Consider the following 15,038-nt stretch of genomic DNA (forward strand, 5'->3'; position numbering starts at 1 on the left):
TCACTTTCACCGAAAATTGGCGTTTAGTCGGTCTCGACTCGTCAGAGACTTGGGGACCAAAAACCAAATAACCGACACCCCCCGCTCCGCCGACTCGACAAAGAGTCAGGAGATCGATGAGCCCCGGTTTCTGGAAAAAATCGGGTTTAATTCGAAGCGGGTCGTCGCAAGTTGCGACCATCATCCGCAGCGAACAAATGGAGTTGATCAGGCGCCGCCGCAATCTGGATCGCTCCCCGAGGGGACCCGATCCGGGCATCCGCCTTCACGACTAATTCTTGCGTCGAGCCTGCTAATCGACAATGCAACAGTTCTGTGTCCCCCAGCGACTCGACCAAACTGATTTCGGCTTTGCCTGCGTCCACCAGGCCGAGATCGGCCAAGTGCTCAGGAGCCTCATCCGCGAACACGGCGACATCTTCAGGTCGCACGCCGAGTTCGACTTCTTGTTGGTCCAGCGCCGCAGGGGCAAAACCGGATTGCGTTAAATCAATCGACAGCCCGCCGCCGATGAATCGGATCTGCGAGTCAAGTCTTGCGACTCGACCCGGGATCAGGTTCATCGGCGGAGAGCCGAGGAAACTCGCGACAAAGCGATTCGCCGGGTTGCGATACGCCTCCATCGGAGCCGCCGCTTGTTGAATCACTCCATCTTTCATCACCGCGATGCGATCCCCCAAAGTCAACGCTTCCACTTGATCGTGGGTCACATAGACCATGGTGGCCGACAACTGGCGATGCAGTTGCTTAAGCTCTCGCCGCATCTCTACCCGCAGCTTGGCGTCCAAGTTTGACAATGGCTCATCAAACAAAAACAGCTGCGGATCGCGTACGATCGCTCGCCCCAAGGCGACACGTTGCCGCTCGCCTCCAGACAGTTCTTTCGGCAGACGCTGCAACAAAGGAGCAATGCCCAACGTTTGGGCCGTCTGCTCGATTCGCTGAGGTATCTCCCGACGACGCGTTTCCAACTCGGCCGCCGCTTGCGGACGAACAAGTCGCCGCAGCAGTCGTTCGAGCCAATTCCCGCCGTAGCGGAGCTCCAGACCAAACGCCATGTTTTTGTACGCCGTCATGTGCGGGTACAAAGCGTAGTTCTGAAACACCATTGCGACATCGCGGCTTTTTGGCGCCACGTGCGTGACGTCTTTGCCGCCGATCTGGATCTCACCTGACGTAACGTCCTCGAGTCCGGCGATCATCCGTAGCGTCGTGCTTTTACCGCACCCGCTAGGACCCACCAGAACCAGGAACTCGCCGTCGGCGATCTCCAAATCCAAGTTGCGAACCGCCGGTTGATTGCTGGAGTAAGACTTGCTTACTCGTTTCAAGCTAACTTCGGCCATGCCGTTTCACGCTGAGTCAGCCTGCAACTTCCCCGGTCATTTTCGCCTCTTTTACTGCGTGAAAGAGGCGAAAACTGTTTCAAGCACACAACTTAGTGTCCGTCGCAATCCGGTCAGGATACTGCTATCCGCGACAGCTGTCAAGTTGCCGAGCCGCTGCGTGGTAGGCGCAGCCCAACGACAAAAGAGGGAGAAAACACCCGCGAACTGGGGGCAGGCTAAGGTGGAAATCAGGGGATCGGTTCGCGAAACGCCTTCTCACTCCCGGTTGGATGCCGCGATCTACGCCGCGTTGCGGGTTTTCCGGGTTGGGTGGAAATTGTTGCAGGAATCGGAGGAGAGTCAAATTGTGAGCGTGCAGATCAGTAAAAAGGCCCCGCGTAATTATCAGCCGCAGGGCGTTAGCCCAATGCCGCTTACTTTGACGAAATCCTAGCCGCGATTTGGTTTGGGTACGAGATTTGCGCCAAGTTGAGAGATTTGATTTCTCTGTCACAATGGCGGCAAGTCATGATTGCACCTCCCAGCCTGCCTGATTCGCCCGAAGAGCAGTTTGTCGCCGCCAGAACTTTGCTCAGTGAGATTCTGCGCGTTCCGCAAATCGAGGCGATCGTTGATTTTGATGATCGACCTAACACCAAGATGGTCTACACCCAGGCCGTCACCATTTGGCTGTTGATTTTGCAACGACTTCGCGGCGGCGCATCGCTGCAAACGGTCGTCTCGGAAGCGGTCGAGCATCAAGCCGATCTATTTCCTGACAATAAGCGGGTCCATGAAGGCACGTTGGGGGAGAACACCTCCTCGTTTAGCGCCGCACGCAAACGCCTGCCGCTGGATGCGATCGAAAGGTTCTCGCGATGCGTTTGCGATCATCTCGGACGGACCGTCGAGCCTGTTTTCGATGATCGACGCGTGTTCATCATCGACGGGACCACGATCACGCTACCGCCAACGCCTGTTCTGAAGAAGGCGTTTCCGCCGGCGACCAACCAGCTTGGCGAAACGGTTTGGCCAGTCGCGATGCTGATGGTGGCCGCCGAGATGCAAACCGGCTGCATCTTAGTTCCCAAGATCGATCCCATGTACGGCCCGAACAATTCCAGCGAGGCCAAGCAAGCACGCGAGATTGTCGGCGACCTGCCCAGTCGCAGTATCGTTTTAGCGGACAGCTGTTTCGGGATCTTCAGCGTGGCCCATCACACGCGAGCCGCCGGGCACGATTTTCTGTTTCGTCTGTCGATGCTACGGTTAAAAGCGCATCGCAAGAAAGCCGAGCTCATCGATCAAGGCGAAGGCTATAAGAGCTGCCGCTTGACCTGGCGTCCCTCGGCCAAGGAACGCAACACCAATCCCGACTTGCCAGCGGACGCTTCCTTGGATGTATTTCTGCACGAAGTCGAACTGGAAGACGGGGCGACGTTGGCGCTGGTGACGTCAATGAGCTTCGACGCGTTGTGCTTGGCGGAGCTTTACCGTCGGCGTTACGACATTGAATTCGATATTCGCGATTTAAAGGTGACAATGGATACGGAGAACCTGCGCGCCAAAAGCGTCGAGATGGTAATGAAAGAGTTGATGGGTTCCGTAATTGCGTACAACTTGGTGTCGCAACTTCGTCGCGGCGCCGCGAAGCTGGCCCGAGTCGAGCCGCGACGACTGAGCTTCACCGGAGTCTGGGTGAGCTTTCAAGTCCAACTGCTGGGCAGGTCATGCGAAACATTCGAACAGTGGAGCAAGGCATTTACGAAAGCCTTGGTCAGCGCGTCGAAGCGAAGACTCCCCAATCGCAAGTCGCCGCGCAGCTACCCTCGCGTCGCCCATCCTCGCCGCGCAAAGACGACGAAGTTTCAAAAGTCACTCCGCAAAAAAACAAAATCACCTGACCCGCCACCCCCTGAATAGCCACAAAGTAAGCGGCATTGGGCGTTAGCCCCGGTTTCTGAGGCGAACTCAGTCGCAAGGAACAAGCGGCGAAGAAACCGCGGCTAACGCCGTGCGGCTGATTTCGTTGGGGGTAAGCAGCAAATCCAGCAGTGGTTCGGCTGCGTATTACTCTTCTTCGCAGGCGAGTTTCACCATATCCAGCACGGTCTGCTTCAGCGGTTTGATTCCATCCTCTTGGATGATGCCAAACAACTCAGCAAATTCTTCCGGATCCCCTTTGGCTCCGTCGAGCGCCTGGAAGCCCATCGTGACGACGCCAAGATAAGACTTGATGTCATGTCCCAGTTGTCGCAGTTGCTCTTTGCGAGCGGCGGCGTCTGCGGATGTCGCTCCGTTGTCGGCGGTCATTCAATGGCCCTTATCAATATTCGTCGCTAGGAGTTTTCAGGGTGAACCGTGGCGAACAACTTCTGCAAGTCGTTGGGTTCAGCCGGTTTGACCAGGTGGTGATTGAACCCGGCTTCGGCGGTTCGTTGGCGATCTTCGTCTTGGCCCCAGCCGGTCAGCGCCACCAAGACCATCTTTTGGCCCCAGGGCTGCCGGCGAATTTCGCGGGCCGCTTCGTATCCGTTCATTTTAGGCATGCCGAGGTCCATCAGCACGATGTCGGGCGAAAATTCGACCGCCGCGGCGATCGCCTGTTCTCCATCGTGCGCTGTCATGACTTCATTGCCGAGCATTTTGACCACCATTTTCAGCATGGTCGCGGCCGCTTTGTTGTCATCCACAATCAGGACTCGCAGCTTGGTTGGTTGCGGGCTTGCCGTCAGTTCGGCCGGCGTTGCTCTTTTCGGCTCACCAACGATGGGCAAGCGAACGAAAAATTCGCTTCCTTGATCGGCGCCTTCGCTCTGTACGTCAATCGTTCCTCCGTGCAACTCGACCAATTGCTTGACCAGAGTCAGACCAATTCCCAAACCGGTGTATCCCATTTCAAGCGGGCGATCGATTTGGGCGAACATCTCAAAGATTTGGGATTGCTGGTCGAGCGGGATCCCGAGTCCGTCGTCTTTGATGGTGACAATCGCTTTTCCGTTCTCGCACTGTGCCGCTAGCCAGATATGACCGCCGTCCGGCGTATATTTGGACGAGTTGTTCAGTAGGTTCGAAAAAACCTGGGCCAGGCGATTGGGATCCGCATCCAAGACGATCGGCGTCTCTGGCAAGGTTACCTGGAGCGTGTGTCCTGCTTCGTCAATAAACGGCTGCGTCGCTTCGACGGCGCTGCGGATGACTTCGTTCAATGTGATCTGGCAAGTTCGCAGTTCAATCTTTCCGCTAGTAATCCGGGAGACATCCAGCAGATCGTCGATTAGTCGCACCATTTGCTGCGTTTGGCGTTCCATGGTGCCGCGGACGTTTTCGATCAACTCTGGATCGTTTTTCACCATTTTCATCATTTCCAATCCGGTGCGGATCGGAGCGAGCGGGTTGCGCAGTTCGTGTCCCAAGGTGGCGAGAAACTCGGTCTTGCGGCGATCCGATTCCGACAAGTCGGCGGCGACCTGGCGAAGTTCGTCCTCTAGTCGTTTTCGTTCGGTCTGATCTCGCATCACTTTCATAAAGCCAAGCAGCTTGTTGTTCTCGTCCAGCAATCCGGTCGTTACGCCGGCGGCCCAAAACCGCGTCCCATCCTTGCGCAGCATCCAGCGGTCGTCACTGGCGCTGCCAACGGCGGCGGCCTGATCCAACTCGGCCTGGGCGATGCCGCTGACGACATCTTCCGGCGTGAAAATCAACGAGACGATGTCTTGCCCGATAAACTCTAATTCGTCAAAACCAAGGACGCGCTCGACCCCTTCGTTCCAACTGGTCGCTCGTCCTTGCGGATCGGTCATGAAGATCGCGTAATCCTGGACCTGCTCGACCAAAGTGCGGAAGCGCTCTTCGCTATCGCGGCGATCTTGTTCCGTCTTCCGTCGCTGGGTGATGTCGGTAAAGAGCAACGCGACGCGTTGACTGCTTTCGCCGCCGACCCGAAACGCGTAGACGTCAAACCAGCGGCCTTCCAACGCTTTCGCTTGATGGACGAAGCGAGTGGACTCGCCGGTCTGCGCGACTTGGCCGTAAATCTCGAACCATTTTTCTTCATGATCTGGCGCCAGCTCGCGCATCCGTTCGCCGATTGCGTTGGTGAGCCCTGTCTGTTTTTCAAATGCCGGATTGAGCTCCAGAAATTGATAATCGACCGGTTTGCCCGCAGCGTCAAAGATCATCTCGACGACGCAAAAACCTTCGTCGATCGTATTAAAGAGGGTGCGGTAGCGCTCTTCGTGCAGACGTGATTCGCTTTCGATCGCTCTGCGGTCCGAGATATCGCGAAAGACGAGGACCGCTCCGACGATTTCGCCCTCCGCGTTGCGAATCGGTGCGGCGCTATCGTCGATAAATCGCTCGGTTCCCGTTTTGGCGATGAGCACCGTATGGTTCGCCAGGCCGACGATCTTTCCTTCTCGCAACGCCTTTTCGGCCGGATTTTCGACCGGCAGTCGCGTCGACTCGTTGACGATTGAAAAGACTTCGGGTAGCGGACATCCGATCGCATCCTGCTGGCTCCAGCCGGTCAGCGACTCGGCGACGGGATTCAGGAACGTGACTCGTCCCGCGGCATTGGTGCTGATAACCGCATCGCCGATACTCGCGAGCGTGATCCGCAGCAATTCGCGGTGCTCCCGCTCTTCCTGCATGATTTGGCGATTGAGAAGCCCAAGGGCGATTTCTTTGGAGACCGAATTCATTGCGTGGAGCGTTCGCTCGCTGAGCGCCTGCCTGGCGAAGATTCCCATCACGCCGACAAGCCGATCTGCGACAATCAAGGGATAGCCGGCGAACGCGACCAAGCCTTCGCGCTGCGCCCATTCTTGTTCCGGAACACGCGGATCGCCGATCACCGAATTGGTCAGGTGGGGAGTTTTCTCTTCAGCGATCAAACCGATTTTGAATTGGCCAACGGGGATGCGAGAATGTCCGCCATCGATGTGGGTGTACATGCCGGCGCTGGCTTGCAACTCTAAGACCTGCTCGGCTTCATTCAAAGTCCAGATACGGGCCAAAGCCGCGTCTAGATTGGCGACCAGCGATTTGGCGCAGTCTTGCAGCATGGTTGGGAGACTGTCTTCCTTGGTCAGAATGGCCCCGATTTCGGCGCCCAATTGCAGAAGTCGTCTTTTTTCTTCCAGGGCGATTTCCGATTGTCGGCGCTCGGAAATGTCTCGGAAGATCAAGACGCTGCCAGCGATCTTGCCATGTCGGTCCCGAATTGGAGCCGCGCTGTCATCGATAAAATGTTCGGCGCCATCTTTGGCGATCAAAATCGTATGATTGGCCAGGCCGACGATGGCCCCTTCGCGCAGCGCCTTGAGCGCTGGATTCTCGACGATTTGACGCGTCGTTTCGTTGACAATGTGAAAGACCGTCGTCAACGGCTGGCCGATCGCGTCGTCGTCTTTCCAGTTGGTCAGTTTTTCGGCGATTGTATTCAGATAGGTGACATTGCCGGCGACGTCGGTGCTGATAACCGCGTCGCCGATGCTGGCGAGCGTGATTCGCAAGCGTTCCTTTTGTTCCGCCAAAATCGCAGCCGCTTTCTCCTTTTGACGAAGGTTTCGCTGAAGAAGATAATAGACGGCGCAAACTAGCGCGATTCCGACCAGCGCAGAAAGCAAAATGGTGGTGATCGCCGTGCGAAAACTGGATTCCGACTCCTGGGCGCGTGTTCGCAATTGCTCATGCTCGGAAAGCTGCATCGTGGCGATCGATTCGCGCACTTTTTCCATCAGCGCAATCCCTCGATCACTGTCGACAACTTGCAGAGCGGCGGTGCGGTCGCCGGAGTCGAGCAAATTGATCGTCTCCTGCAACTCGGCGAGCTTCTTGGTGACATCTTGCTCCACCTCAATCAGCCGACTCTGCTGTTCGGCGTCGTCTTGGATCAGAGATCGGAGGTGAACAATCTCGAACTCCACCTTGCCGATCGAATCGAGGTACGGCTCTAGGTACTTAGATTCGTTGGTCAGCAGATAGCCCCGTTGCCCTGTTTCGGCGTCTTTCAACAACGAGAGCAAGCTGTTGAGTTCGGAGATAATCTCTTGCGTCGCGAAGACGCGGCGATTGTTTTCGATCAATCGCACCGTATTCATGTAGCCAAGAATGGCGCCGGCGACAAGAACCGCCAAAGTGACGCCAAAGCCGATGATCGTAACATCCCAACGCTGTGAGCTGCGCCGCCGATCAGCGGTCGATCCGGCGGAGAAGTTGTCGCTATCGTCTTGTGGGGGCATTGAATCCGCGGGCTCGAGTTCCATGTCCGTCGCTATTCGCCGCTAAGCGCTCGATGTTTGAAAAAAATTGTCAGGAGATATTGCTCCTGTCAGTCTGACCTGCAGCAGACTATTTAACCTAGACTGTCGCCCGAAAGCCTAGGCCAATTACCACTTTAGAATAGGCGATCCCACTGAAAAGTCTATGGGCGCACATTCTCTCGGTGCAATCTATCGACAGGGCGACTATGGGAGCAATCCCGCTCGAACGCCCGAATATCAGAGATCTTTCACCGGCAAAAGTCGGCTTAGTTCGACGCCGATTCGAGTTCCGAGCTTTTTTCTGCGGTTAACTTTGCGGCGAGCGGCGACATTTCGACCGATTTGCCAGACTGAACTGCCGCTCGATTTTGCAATTGTCGGCGACGGGACATCTTCTTGCGCCACCATAGCAAAAATCCGGTCACATACAGCGCCGCCGGAACGAAGCCGACCACAAAAAACAGGAATCTGCCGCCGAATCCGAATGCGTCGCCGCAATGCAAAGCAAGTTGAATACGGTAGTAGGTATCGGCGAAGGTGAACTTGTTCCAGTCGCGGGTTGCTCGGACCTCGCCGCTGTATTGGTCGAGCCAGATCCGCCCTGCCCCACGCAGTCGACCGACTTCGCCCTGCTGGCGGACGAAGACCTTGTAGGTGTCGTCCGCGCGCTGCGGCAGATGGACAAAGAAGAGTTCGGAGCCGGGCATCACCTCAGCGGCCAACTGGGCCGCTCGATCAGGACCGATCGGCTCGGTCGGTGTTGCGGGAAGCAGCGAAGTCACGTTTTGCGGGTTTTTGGTCTCGGTCGAGAAGATGCCGATCACCGGTTTGACCAAAAACGGCAAGCCGAGATAGACGCCTGTGAATGCGATCAGCAACAGCGGCGGCGTCATCAGCAGACCGCTGGTCTTGTGCAGATCAAAGTTCAGCTTATTGCGGCGGATTCCCCAGGCAATTCGCCAGCCCCCTTTTTGCAGCGGCCACCAGAGCACGATGCCGGTGATGACCGAGATGATCACGGTCAGCGCGATCACTCCCATCAGAATGCGGCCGCTTTTACCGAACAGAAGTCTGGCGTGCAGGTCATAGATCCAAGCGATCAGCCCGCTGCGCTCGGGGCGTTGGCCCAGCGCTGCGGCGGTATAGGGATCATAAAATACCTCGGTCGAGCTTGGCTTCCCGCCGCGCGATTGGGCCTTGAAACGAACGTAGTAGACGTTTTCGGCGGTCCGCGGAACGGCGATTCGCTCGACATGACCAAGCTCCGGAAACTGCTGCTGAGCAAGCGCGGTGATTTCCCCTAAAGAACGCAGTTCGCCGCGGTTCTCGGTCAGCATCATCTCGGCGTTCAGATTTTCGTCAAACGCATGCTCGAAGACGAGAATGCTGCCGGTCAGCCCGGCCAGTGCGAAGATCAAGCCCGCCGTCAGTCCCAAGTAAAGATGGACCTGCAACCAAATTCGCCGGGCGATCAGTTTCATCCGCGTTAATCTCGTAGGAGAACAGGAACATCATTCCGACTAGTCTTCTTCGCTTGGCGCGGCAGTCAACCAGGCGGCGGGAACCTCCAGATGAATCGGCGGAACTTCAAGATCATGATCGGGGATGGTTACTTTATGTTTCGATTGCGACGGTTTGGCGAAGCGATTGTGGAACAGGTCATCGCCGGACTCCGAATTTTCGGCGGTGCGGAGGAACATCATCACATACTCGCCGGCGACGGCGCCATCTTTATCGCCGCTGGTCGAGAGAGCGAATTTTCCCTCGGCGTCCGTCACCCCAACCGGCTGCGCTGCGTTTCCTGACTGGGAACGATCGGTGCTTTGTAATCGGACGATCACTCGGTCCAGCGGTCGCCCGTTGACGGTCACGAAACCGGTGACCTGGTGCTTAATCAGGCCATCGTCATAGGCCGTTTCACCGCAGCCCGGCAGCAGCGAAGCGGCGATGATCCAGAGGCATAGTCGAAGAGCGATAGGCATCGTTCAGTGATCACGTGAAAGGGAGGATTTTTCAACAAACGCCGCGACTAGCGACCGATCCCGGTATTAACCAGCTGCTAGTATTCGCCCACGACATTGCCGTCTTGCAACTGCACCAGATTTTCGACGATGTTGACATCGGTCGTTTCTCCGACGAAGCGGACCGAAGCGTCGCCAAGCGTCGCGTGCGCGCCGCCGGGGTGCCAACTGTACATGTTGGATCCATCCGCACGGCAATTGATCAGGCAATTGCCGCCGTACTGCGTGAGCCCGTCCGAGGAGAAGCGGCGAAACGAGATCCGGTTTTGACCAGCCCAGTGATGAAAACGATCTTTCTGATCTTCTCCCGTCAGGTATTGTCTTTTCCCGTCGTAGTCCTTCGGTCCACCGCACGCTTCACCCAACATAAACGTGTTGGAAAGTCCGTCGGTCACGTCCCGGAATCGGACCGACACGGGATCTTGATAGTTCATCATGCCAGCCAAGTGCGTGGTCCCGTCATAGACTTGGGACGAGGCCGAGTATTCGCAGACCCCCGCCAAATAAGGTTCGTCAGCGGCCAGGTCATTGTCATAGTCTCCGGTGACGGCCCAGGTCCCCACTTCTTCGGCCGGCGAAGTGGGACACTTGAAAGCGGAAATCGGCGTTTGATTCAGCTGGGCGTTGGGCGCTTTGCCGTAATTGACGGTTTCGTCCCAAGCGTCGGCGATATTCCCTTGCTCGATAAACGGCAAGATGGCCCGCGACCAACTCGCTAGGGCTCGCTTTTGCCCGCTTGCTTCGGTGACCGTTTCTTGCGTGATCGGCAGCCGCCCAAAGGTGTCGTGATAATTGTGCAGTCCCAAGCCCAACTGTTTCAGGTTGTTTCCGCAACTCATCCGGCGGGCCGCTTCGCGCGCTTGTTGCACCGCCGGCAAAAGCAGCGCTATCAAGACGCCGATGATCGCAATCACGACCAGCAGTTCAACCAGCGTGAAACCAATGCGTTGGGTAGAGCGGACATCCGTGGTCATCGGAGTCTCCAAGAACTAAATCAGGGGGGGAAGTATCAGCCTGCCGAGCAGTGCTCGCTAGATTTGGCTGACCCGAAGAAGGTGCTGGCTATTCTCTGGCGGAAGGCAAAAGACATCGATGAGACTCAGTCTCAGTGGTGTTCACGATATCCGCTTCTGCCGAGAGAACAAGGGCGCGTCACCACAAAGAGGTTCATTTTCGCGGGCATTTCATGAATTGCCCGAGTTCGACCTGGTGAGGATCCCTTATCTTCGCTCAACGGCAACTTGATTTGCGTTAGTAGATATTGGGGACCACGGCCTCAGGCGGGCTGGGCTTTCGCGCGTAATCCTCGTTGCGCTCGCGCGGCGGCAAGACGACGGTCTCTTTGGGGATTTCTCGGTACGGCAACAGCTCTAAGAGATGATGGATGCAGTTTAGTCGCGCCCGCTTTTTGTCGACCGCTTCGACGATCCACCAAGGGGCTTCGTCGATGTTCGTTTCTTCCAGCATTCGTTCTTTCGCGACGGTGTATTGCTCCCAGCGGCGGCGCGATTCGAGATCCATCGGACTCAGTTTCCACTGCTTCAGCGGATCGTGAATTCGGCATTGAAAGCGAAACTGCTGCTCTTCGTCGGTGATCGAGAACCAGTACTTGATCACATACATGCCGGCGCGAACGAGCATCCGTTCAAAGTCGGGGACCGAGCGAAAAAATTCTTCGTACTGCTGATCGCTGCAAAATCCCATGACGCGTTCGACGCCGGCTCGGTTGTACCAGCTTCGATCGAACAGGGCGATTTCGCCGGCGGCCGGCAAGTGGGGAACAAATCGTTGAAAGTACCACTGCGACTGCTCCCGTTCGTTCGGCGCCGGCAACGCGACGACTCGGCAGACGCGTGGATTGAGCCGCTGGGTGATCCGTTTGATCACGCCCCCCTTCCCCGCCGCGTCACGTCCTTCAAACAGAATCGCGACTTTCGCGTTGCTGGCGACGACCCAGTCTTGCAGCTTGATCAACTCGCGCTGCATGCGCAGCAGTTCGCTAAAGTAAACCTTCCGCGACAGATTCGATTCGCCATCATAGCCGTCTGGTCGATGCCGTTCTTCCAGCGCATCTTCGAGTTCCGCTTCAAACTCTTCGTCCAACGAGTCGAGTAACTCGTTTTGAATCCGGTCCAGGTCCATCGGCATTTCGTCATCGGTCATCGATCAGGCTCCTGGAGGCGCAATTTTGGAAGTTGTGCGATGAGAAAATTCGGCCCTATTTCTCTTCGTAGCCCACTGCGCAAGCGAGGTAAAGGCGGTCGCAAACAAGTGACGAAGGTCTAACGAAACCCGAAACGTACGAATCTCGAAACCGCTGCATCATTCATCCGACATTCGTCGTGGTCGCCGACCTTACTCGTACCAACGCGGCTCGTATCCGGCCTGCAGTTTATCCAATTGTTGGCTGGTCAGGTTGGGCGTCAACGGAATAAATCCTGCGTCCAGGACGATCTGTTGCCCATCCTGCGAGAGAATGAAACGCAGCAACGCGTCAATCGGCGGCGCCAATTTTTCGCCGCTGGGCTTATTGACGTAAATATACAGGAATCGCGACAACGGATACTGTCCGTCATAGACGTATTGAAAACGCTTGGCCAGATCGGGATCATTCTGATATTCGTCGGGCGAGTAATTCAGATACTCATCATCTTCATACCGTGCGATCGCGATGGCGCGAACCTCTTGGTCGCGATACCCCATCCCCGAAAAGCCGATCGCATTGATCGAGCCGCCAACCGCTTTCACCACTTCGGCCGAGTCCTGATACGATTGCATATCGGCTCGAAACGGCGCTCCGTTCAAAGCCATTTCGCGAAAGAAGTAGCGTGTGCCGGACTGTTCGTTGCGACCATAGGTCACAATTTCATGGTTAGGAAACGGCGGCATCACGAACTTGCCCCACCGCAATTTTTGCGCCTCGGCCTGAGCGTCAAAGATCGAATCCAACTGCGCCAGCGTTAAGCCGCGCACCGGATTCTCGGCGTTGACATAAACAGCCAACGCGTCGAGCCCAATACGAATCATCACTGGGTTGTGCCCATGCTTGTTTCGGAATTGGCTCATTTCGGCCGACGTCATCTTGCGGCTCATCAGACCGATCTCGCAATCGCCGGCGATCAGCGCCGGGGGCGCCGTGGCCGAACCTGCCGACTCTTGCGAAATCGCGACGCCGGGAGAAAGCTCTTGAAAGCGTGCGGCGAACTTCTGCATCACTTCCTTCAGCGTGTCCGAACCGACCGTCCGGACTTCGCCGGTCAAGTTGGGCTGGGCGACATAGGTCGGCAACGCGGCGATCGAAGCGGCGTCAGAATCGGCGATGACCACGTTTTTGGCGGGGGCAGGCTCATTGGCGAGTAGCTCGGTTCCCGAGACCGCCTGATGGAAGATCGGCAGCCCAAAGGCGAGTCCCGCGCTCACAGCCAGACCGGTCATCGCTTTGCCGGCGTCTTTAAAGACGATGCCGCCGGTTTCTTTCATCGGCCGCACTTTCAGCAGCAGCGAGATCGCCGTTTCGCGTCCCGCCAACAGGCCCAGAAACACCCAGGTCGTGCTCATCGGCATGTTGCTGTATTCCTTGAAGATCATCAAGATCATCGCATAGATGAAGTCGATGATCGTCGCTGAGCGGATATCTTGCGTATTGGTCTTTGAGGTCACGATATGTTGAATCGATCCGCCGCGCCGAGCAAATATCACCGCATGCAGCACCAGCATCACCAACGCGGCGAAGACAAAGTACATCGGCGTTAGCTTGCGCGGCAGATAGACGAAGATGTTCGCCAGGTCGTGCACGAGCCACTGGCTCCATAGCAGCGCCGTCGAGATCCATTGCAACGTCACCCAGACCGTTGTCGGCGGGTTCTCCGCCGTCGCGATCATCTTCTTCTCAAACGACTTGGTGATGACCAGGTAGATGCCGATCGCGACGAAAAACGCGACGATGTAGCCAAGCATCGACTTCGAGAGCATTCCCGTCAGATTGCCCGGTGCGAACACCGCCAACACCAAAAAGGTGGTGCTGACCGGAATACCGTAGCGCGTCAGCAGCAAGATGACCAGCGGCGGAATGATATGCAACCATGTCAGCCCGCCGGCAGGCTCGGGGAATTTCGCTAAACGCCCAAACGAGACATCGCCGTCATTGGTCAACCAGCCGTAAATAAAGACGAACAACAGCACCGTCGAAGCGAACGCCCACAGCACCCACCAAGGACGCTTGGAATTGGAGCTGATAAACGTCCCCAGCGTCTGGATCGCATCATTCGCGACAATCGAATACGCCGCCAATAAAAAGCCCACAATCGCCAAAGTCGAGGCCATTCAACGTCACCTTCTCTCGTGTTGCCAACTCGCTGAATTTCGAGCTTAATTTGTAACACACGGGCAATCGCCTGAGTGTTAAGGAATTGTTAAGAAGTTGCGCAAAAATCGGCTGATCGAAAACCCACGGCTCATCGGGTTCCGCATGAGCTTGCTGCTGCAAATATTCGCAGCAAGCCTTTCCCTGACGATTGGGCGACCAGGGGATCTCATGGTAGAAACATGACACGCGAGGAACCCTTCGACCGCGGCGTGCATAGGCGCTCGCCGATCCACACTCCAGTTAGAAAGAGAAATCGATGATTGATTGGCTGCTGCTGGCGCAACGACCGATTGAACGACCTTACGTTGGCATCGGGCTCGGGCTCGGCATGATTTGCATTTTCAGCTTCGTCGTGCTGCTCTCGGCCCTCTGGATCTGGGCCTTGGTCGATGCGATCCGCAATCCCCGGCTCTCTGACAACCAGCGAATCATCTGGGTCGTGGTGATCTTGGTCACCCACATCTTAGGAGCGATCATTTATCTTGCAGCCGGCCGACAAGGAGATCGCGGCCGAGGAATGTGATGGATGCCAGCCGCCGACCGTTGACTTGCCCCACGGCGCCGGCCCCTGTTCAGCGACACCCCGCGAGGATAGCGACCATGCCGGTTTACGAAGTTGTGTTGAAGGAAAAGAAGTACGGCCGGCGTCATCAATGGCGACACGAGTTCCCCCACGAAACGGCGCTGCGAGAATCGATCGATCTCGAGAACCACGAGATCGTGAGTTTTCGCGAAATCCCGCCGGGGACGATTGATAGCCTGATCCATCACAGCAACGGCCAAATTCTGGCGCAACGAATGCTTTACTTATTCGTCTTCGCAATCGCCCTCTTGGGTGCGTTCGTCTCCTTTGCGGCCGAATACTTGCCCGCGATTTTGATCACGACCTCGATCGTGATCGTGATGGCGATCCCGTTTGTGCGCCTGTTCGTCAAGTACGCAAATGCTCTATGGAGTTAGCCCAACGCAGCAAGGTTTGGGCGCCATTTCCACGGCCTTGCGTGGCGATGAATGCGGTCGGAAGCGAAGGTGGTGTTGCTCGAAAATGCTCACATGA

General features: G+C 56.5%; 11 protein-coding genes. 3 read left to right on the forward strand and 8 right to left on the reverse strand.

What is annotated here, in order from left to right; translation table 11 throughout:
• Positions 1 to 146 precede the first annotated feature (146 nt).
• Positions 147 to 1,346, reverse strand: a complete 1,200-nt coding sequence (locus tag DSM3645_RS10960; RefSeq protein WP_002652223.1) for an ABC transporter ATP-binding protein — start codon at positions 1,344 to 1,346, stop codon at positions 147 to 149.
• Positions 1,347 to 1,856: 510 nt separating this feature from the next.
• Here DSM3645_RS10960 and DSM3645_RS10970 point away from each other — a divergent pair.
• Positions 1,857 to 3,251, forward strand: coding sequence for an IS4 family transposase (locus DSM3645_RS10970; protein WP_002650043.1), 1,395 nt, complete (start codon positions 1,857 to 1,859; stop codon positions 3,249 to 3,251).
• Between the two features lie 147 nt (positions 3,252 to 3,398).
• Here DSM3645_RS10970 and DSM3645_RS10975 read toward each other — a convergent pair whose 3' ends face one another.
• The 7 genes from DSM3645_RS10975 to DSM3645_RS29405 all read right to left on the reverse strand — a co-directional run bounded on the left by DSM3645_RS10975 (position 3,399) and on the right by DSM3645_RS29405 (position 13,938).
• On the reverse strand, positions 3,399 to 3,641 hold the full coding sequence (locus tag DSM3645_RS10975) for a hypothetical protein (protein ID WP_002652225.1): 243 nt from the start codon (positions 3,639 to 3,641) through the stop codon (positions 3,399 to 3,401).
• Positions 3,642 to 3,667: 26 nt separating this feature from the next.
• Positions 3,668 to 7,573 carry a PAS domain S-box protein gene (locus DSM3645_RS28105; protein WP_161603323.1) on the reverse strand — a complete coding sequence of 1,302 codons (3,906 nt, stop codon included), beginning with the start codon at positions 7,571 to 7,573 and terminating at the stop codon, positions 3,668 to 3,670.
• A 287-nt stretch (positions 7,574 to 7,860) separates the two neighbouring features.
• Positions 7,861 to 9,075 (reverse strand): PepSY-associated TM helix domain-containing protein, encoded by a 1,215-nt coding sequence (locus DSM3645_RS10985; RefSeq protein ID WP_002652227.1) that lies wholly within the window; start codon positions 9,073 to 9,075, stop codon positions 7,861 to 7,863.
• A 39-nt stretch (positions 9,076 to 9,114) separates the two neighbouring features.
• Positions 9,115 to 9,576 carry a hypothetical protein gene (locus DSM3645_RS10990; RefSeq protein WP_002652228.1) on the reverse strand — a complete coding sequence of 154 codons (462 nt, stop codon included), beginning with the start codon at positions 9,574 to 9,576 and terminating at the stop codon, positions 9,115 to 9,117.
• A gap of 77 nt (positions 9,577 to 9,653) precedes the next feature.
• Entirely contained in the window at positions 9,654 to 10,589 is a 936-nt protein-coding gene (locus DSM3645_RS10995) for a DUF1559 domain-containing protein (protein WP_002652229.1), read from the reverse strand.
• A gap of 277 nt (positions 10,590 to 10,866) precedes the next feature.
• The gene (ppk2, locus tag DSM3645_RS11000) at positions 10,867 to 11,778 is read right to left on the reverse strand and encodes a polyphosphate kinase 2 (RefSeq protein ID WP_002652230.1); all 912 of its coding nucleotides are present in this window, start codon (positions 11,776 to 11,778) and stop codon (positions 10,867 to 10,869) included.
• A 192-nt stretch (positions 11,779 to 11,970) separates the two neighbouring features.
• Positions 11,971 to 13,938 (reverse strand): substrate-binding domain-containing protein, encoded by a 1,968-nt coding sequence (locus DSM3645_RS29405; protein WP_002652231.1) that lies wholly within the window; start codon positions 13,936 to 13,938, stop codon positions 11,971 to 11,973.
• Positions 13,939 to 14,237: 299 nt separating this feature from the next.
• On the opposite strand from DSM3645_RS29405, the gene DSM3645_RS11010 reads away from it, so the two are divergent.
• The gene (locus DSM3645_RS11010; RefSeq protein WP_002652232.1) at positions 14,238 to 14,504 is read left to right on the forward strand and encodes a PLDc N-terminal domain-containing protein; all 267 of its coding nucleotides are present in this window, start codon (positions 14,238 to 14,240) and stop codon (positions 14,502 to 14,504) included.
• Positions 14,505 to 14,581: 77 nt separating this feature from the next.
• A complete protein-coding gene (locus DSM3645_RS11015) occupies positions 14,582 to 14,941 on the forward strand; it encodes a hypothetical protein (protein WP_002652233.1) in 360 nt (119 codons plus the stop codon).
• The last annotated feature ends 97 nt before the right edge of the window (positions 14,942 to 15,038 follow it).

It is taken from the genome of Blastopirellula marina DSM 3645, assembly GCF_000153105.1.
In the GTDB taxonomy this organism is placed as follows: domain Bacteria; phylum Planctomycetota; class Planctomycetia; order Pirellulales; family Pirellulaceae; genus Blastopirellula; species Blastopirellula marina.

What these genes read in the sequence shown, in the direction of transcription:
- ppk2 (WP_002652230.1), bottom strand. Translation starts at nt 11,778, where the DNA reads ATGACCGATGACGAAATGCCGATGGACCTGGACCGGATTCAAAACGAG.
- DSM3645_RS11010 (WP_002652232.1), top strand. Translation starts at nt 14,238, where the DNA reads ATGATTGATTGGCTGCTGCTGGCGCAACGACCGATTGAACGACCTTAC.
- DSM3645_RS10985 (WP_002652227.1), bottom strand. Translation starts at nt 9,075, where the DNA reads ATGAAACTGATCGCCCGGCGAATTTGGTTGCAGGTCCATCTTTACTTG.
- DSM3645_RS10960 (WP_002652223.1), bottom strand. Translation starts at nt 1,346, where the DNA reads ATGGCCGAAGTTAGCTTGAAACGAGTAAGCAAGTCTTACTCCAGCAAT.
- DSM3645_RS10995 (WP_002652229.1), bottom strand. Translation starts at nt 10,589, where the DNA reads ATGACCACGGATGTCCGCTCTACCCAACGCATTGGTTTCACGCTGGTT.
- DSM3645_RS10970 (WP_002650043.1), top strand. Translation starts at nt 1,857, where the DNA reads ATGATTGCACCTCCCAGCCTGCCTGATTCGCCCGAAGAGCAGTTTGTC.
- DSM3645_RS10975 (WP_002652225.1), bottom strand. Translation starts at nt 3,641, where the DNA reads ATGACCGCCGACAACGGAGCGACATCCGCAGACGCCGCCGCTCGCAAA.
- DSM3645_RS11015 (WP_002652233.1), top strand. Translation starts at nt 14,582, where the DNA reads ATGCCGGTTTACGAAGTTGTGTTGAAGGAAAAGAAGTACGGCCGGCGT.
- DSM3645_RS10990 (WP_002652228.1), bottom strand. Translation starts at nt 9,576, where the DNA reads ATGCCTATCGCTCTTCGACTATGCCTCTGGATCATCGCCGCTTCGCTG.
- DSM3645_RS29405 (WP_002652231.1), bottom strand. Translation starts at nt 13,938, where the DNA reads ATGGCCTCGACTTTGGCGATTGTGGGCTTTTTATTGGCGGCGTATTCG.
- DSM3645_RS28105 (WP_161603323.1), bottom strand. Translation starts at nt 7,573, where the DNA reads ATGCCCCCACAAGACGATAGCGACAACTTCTCCGCCGGATCGACCGCT.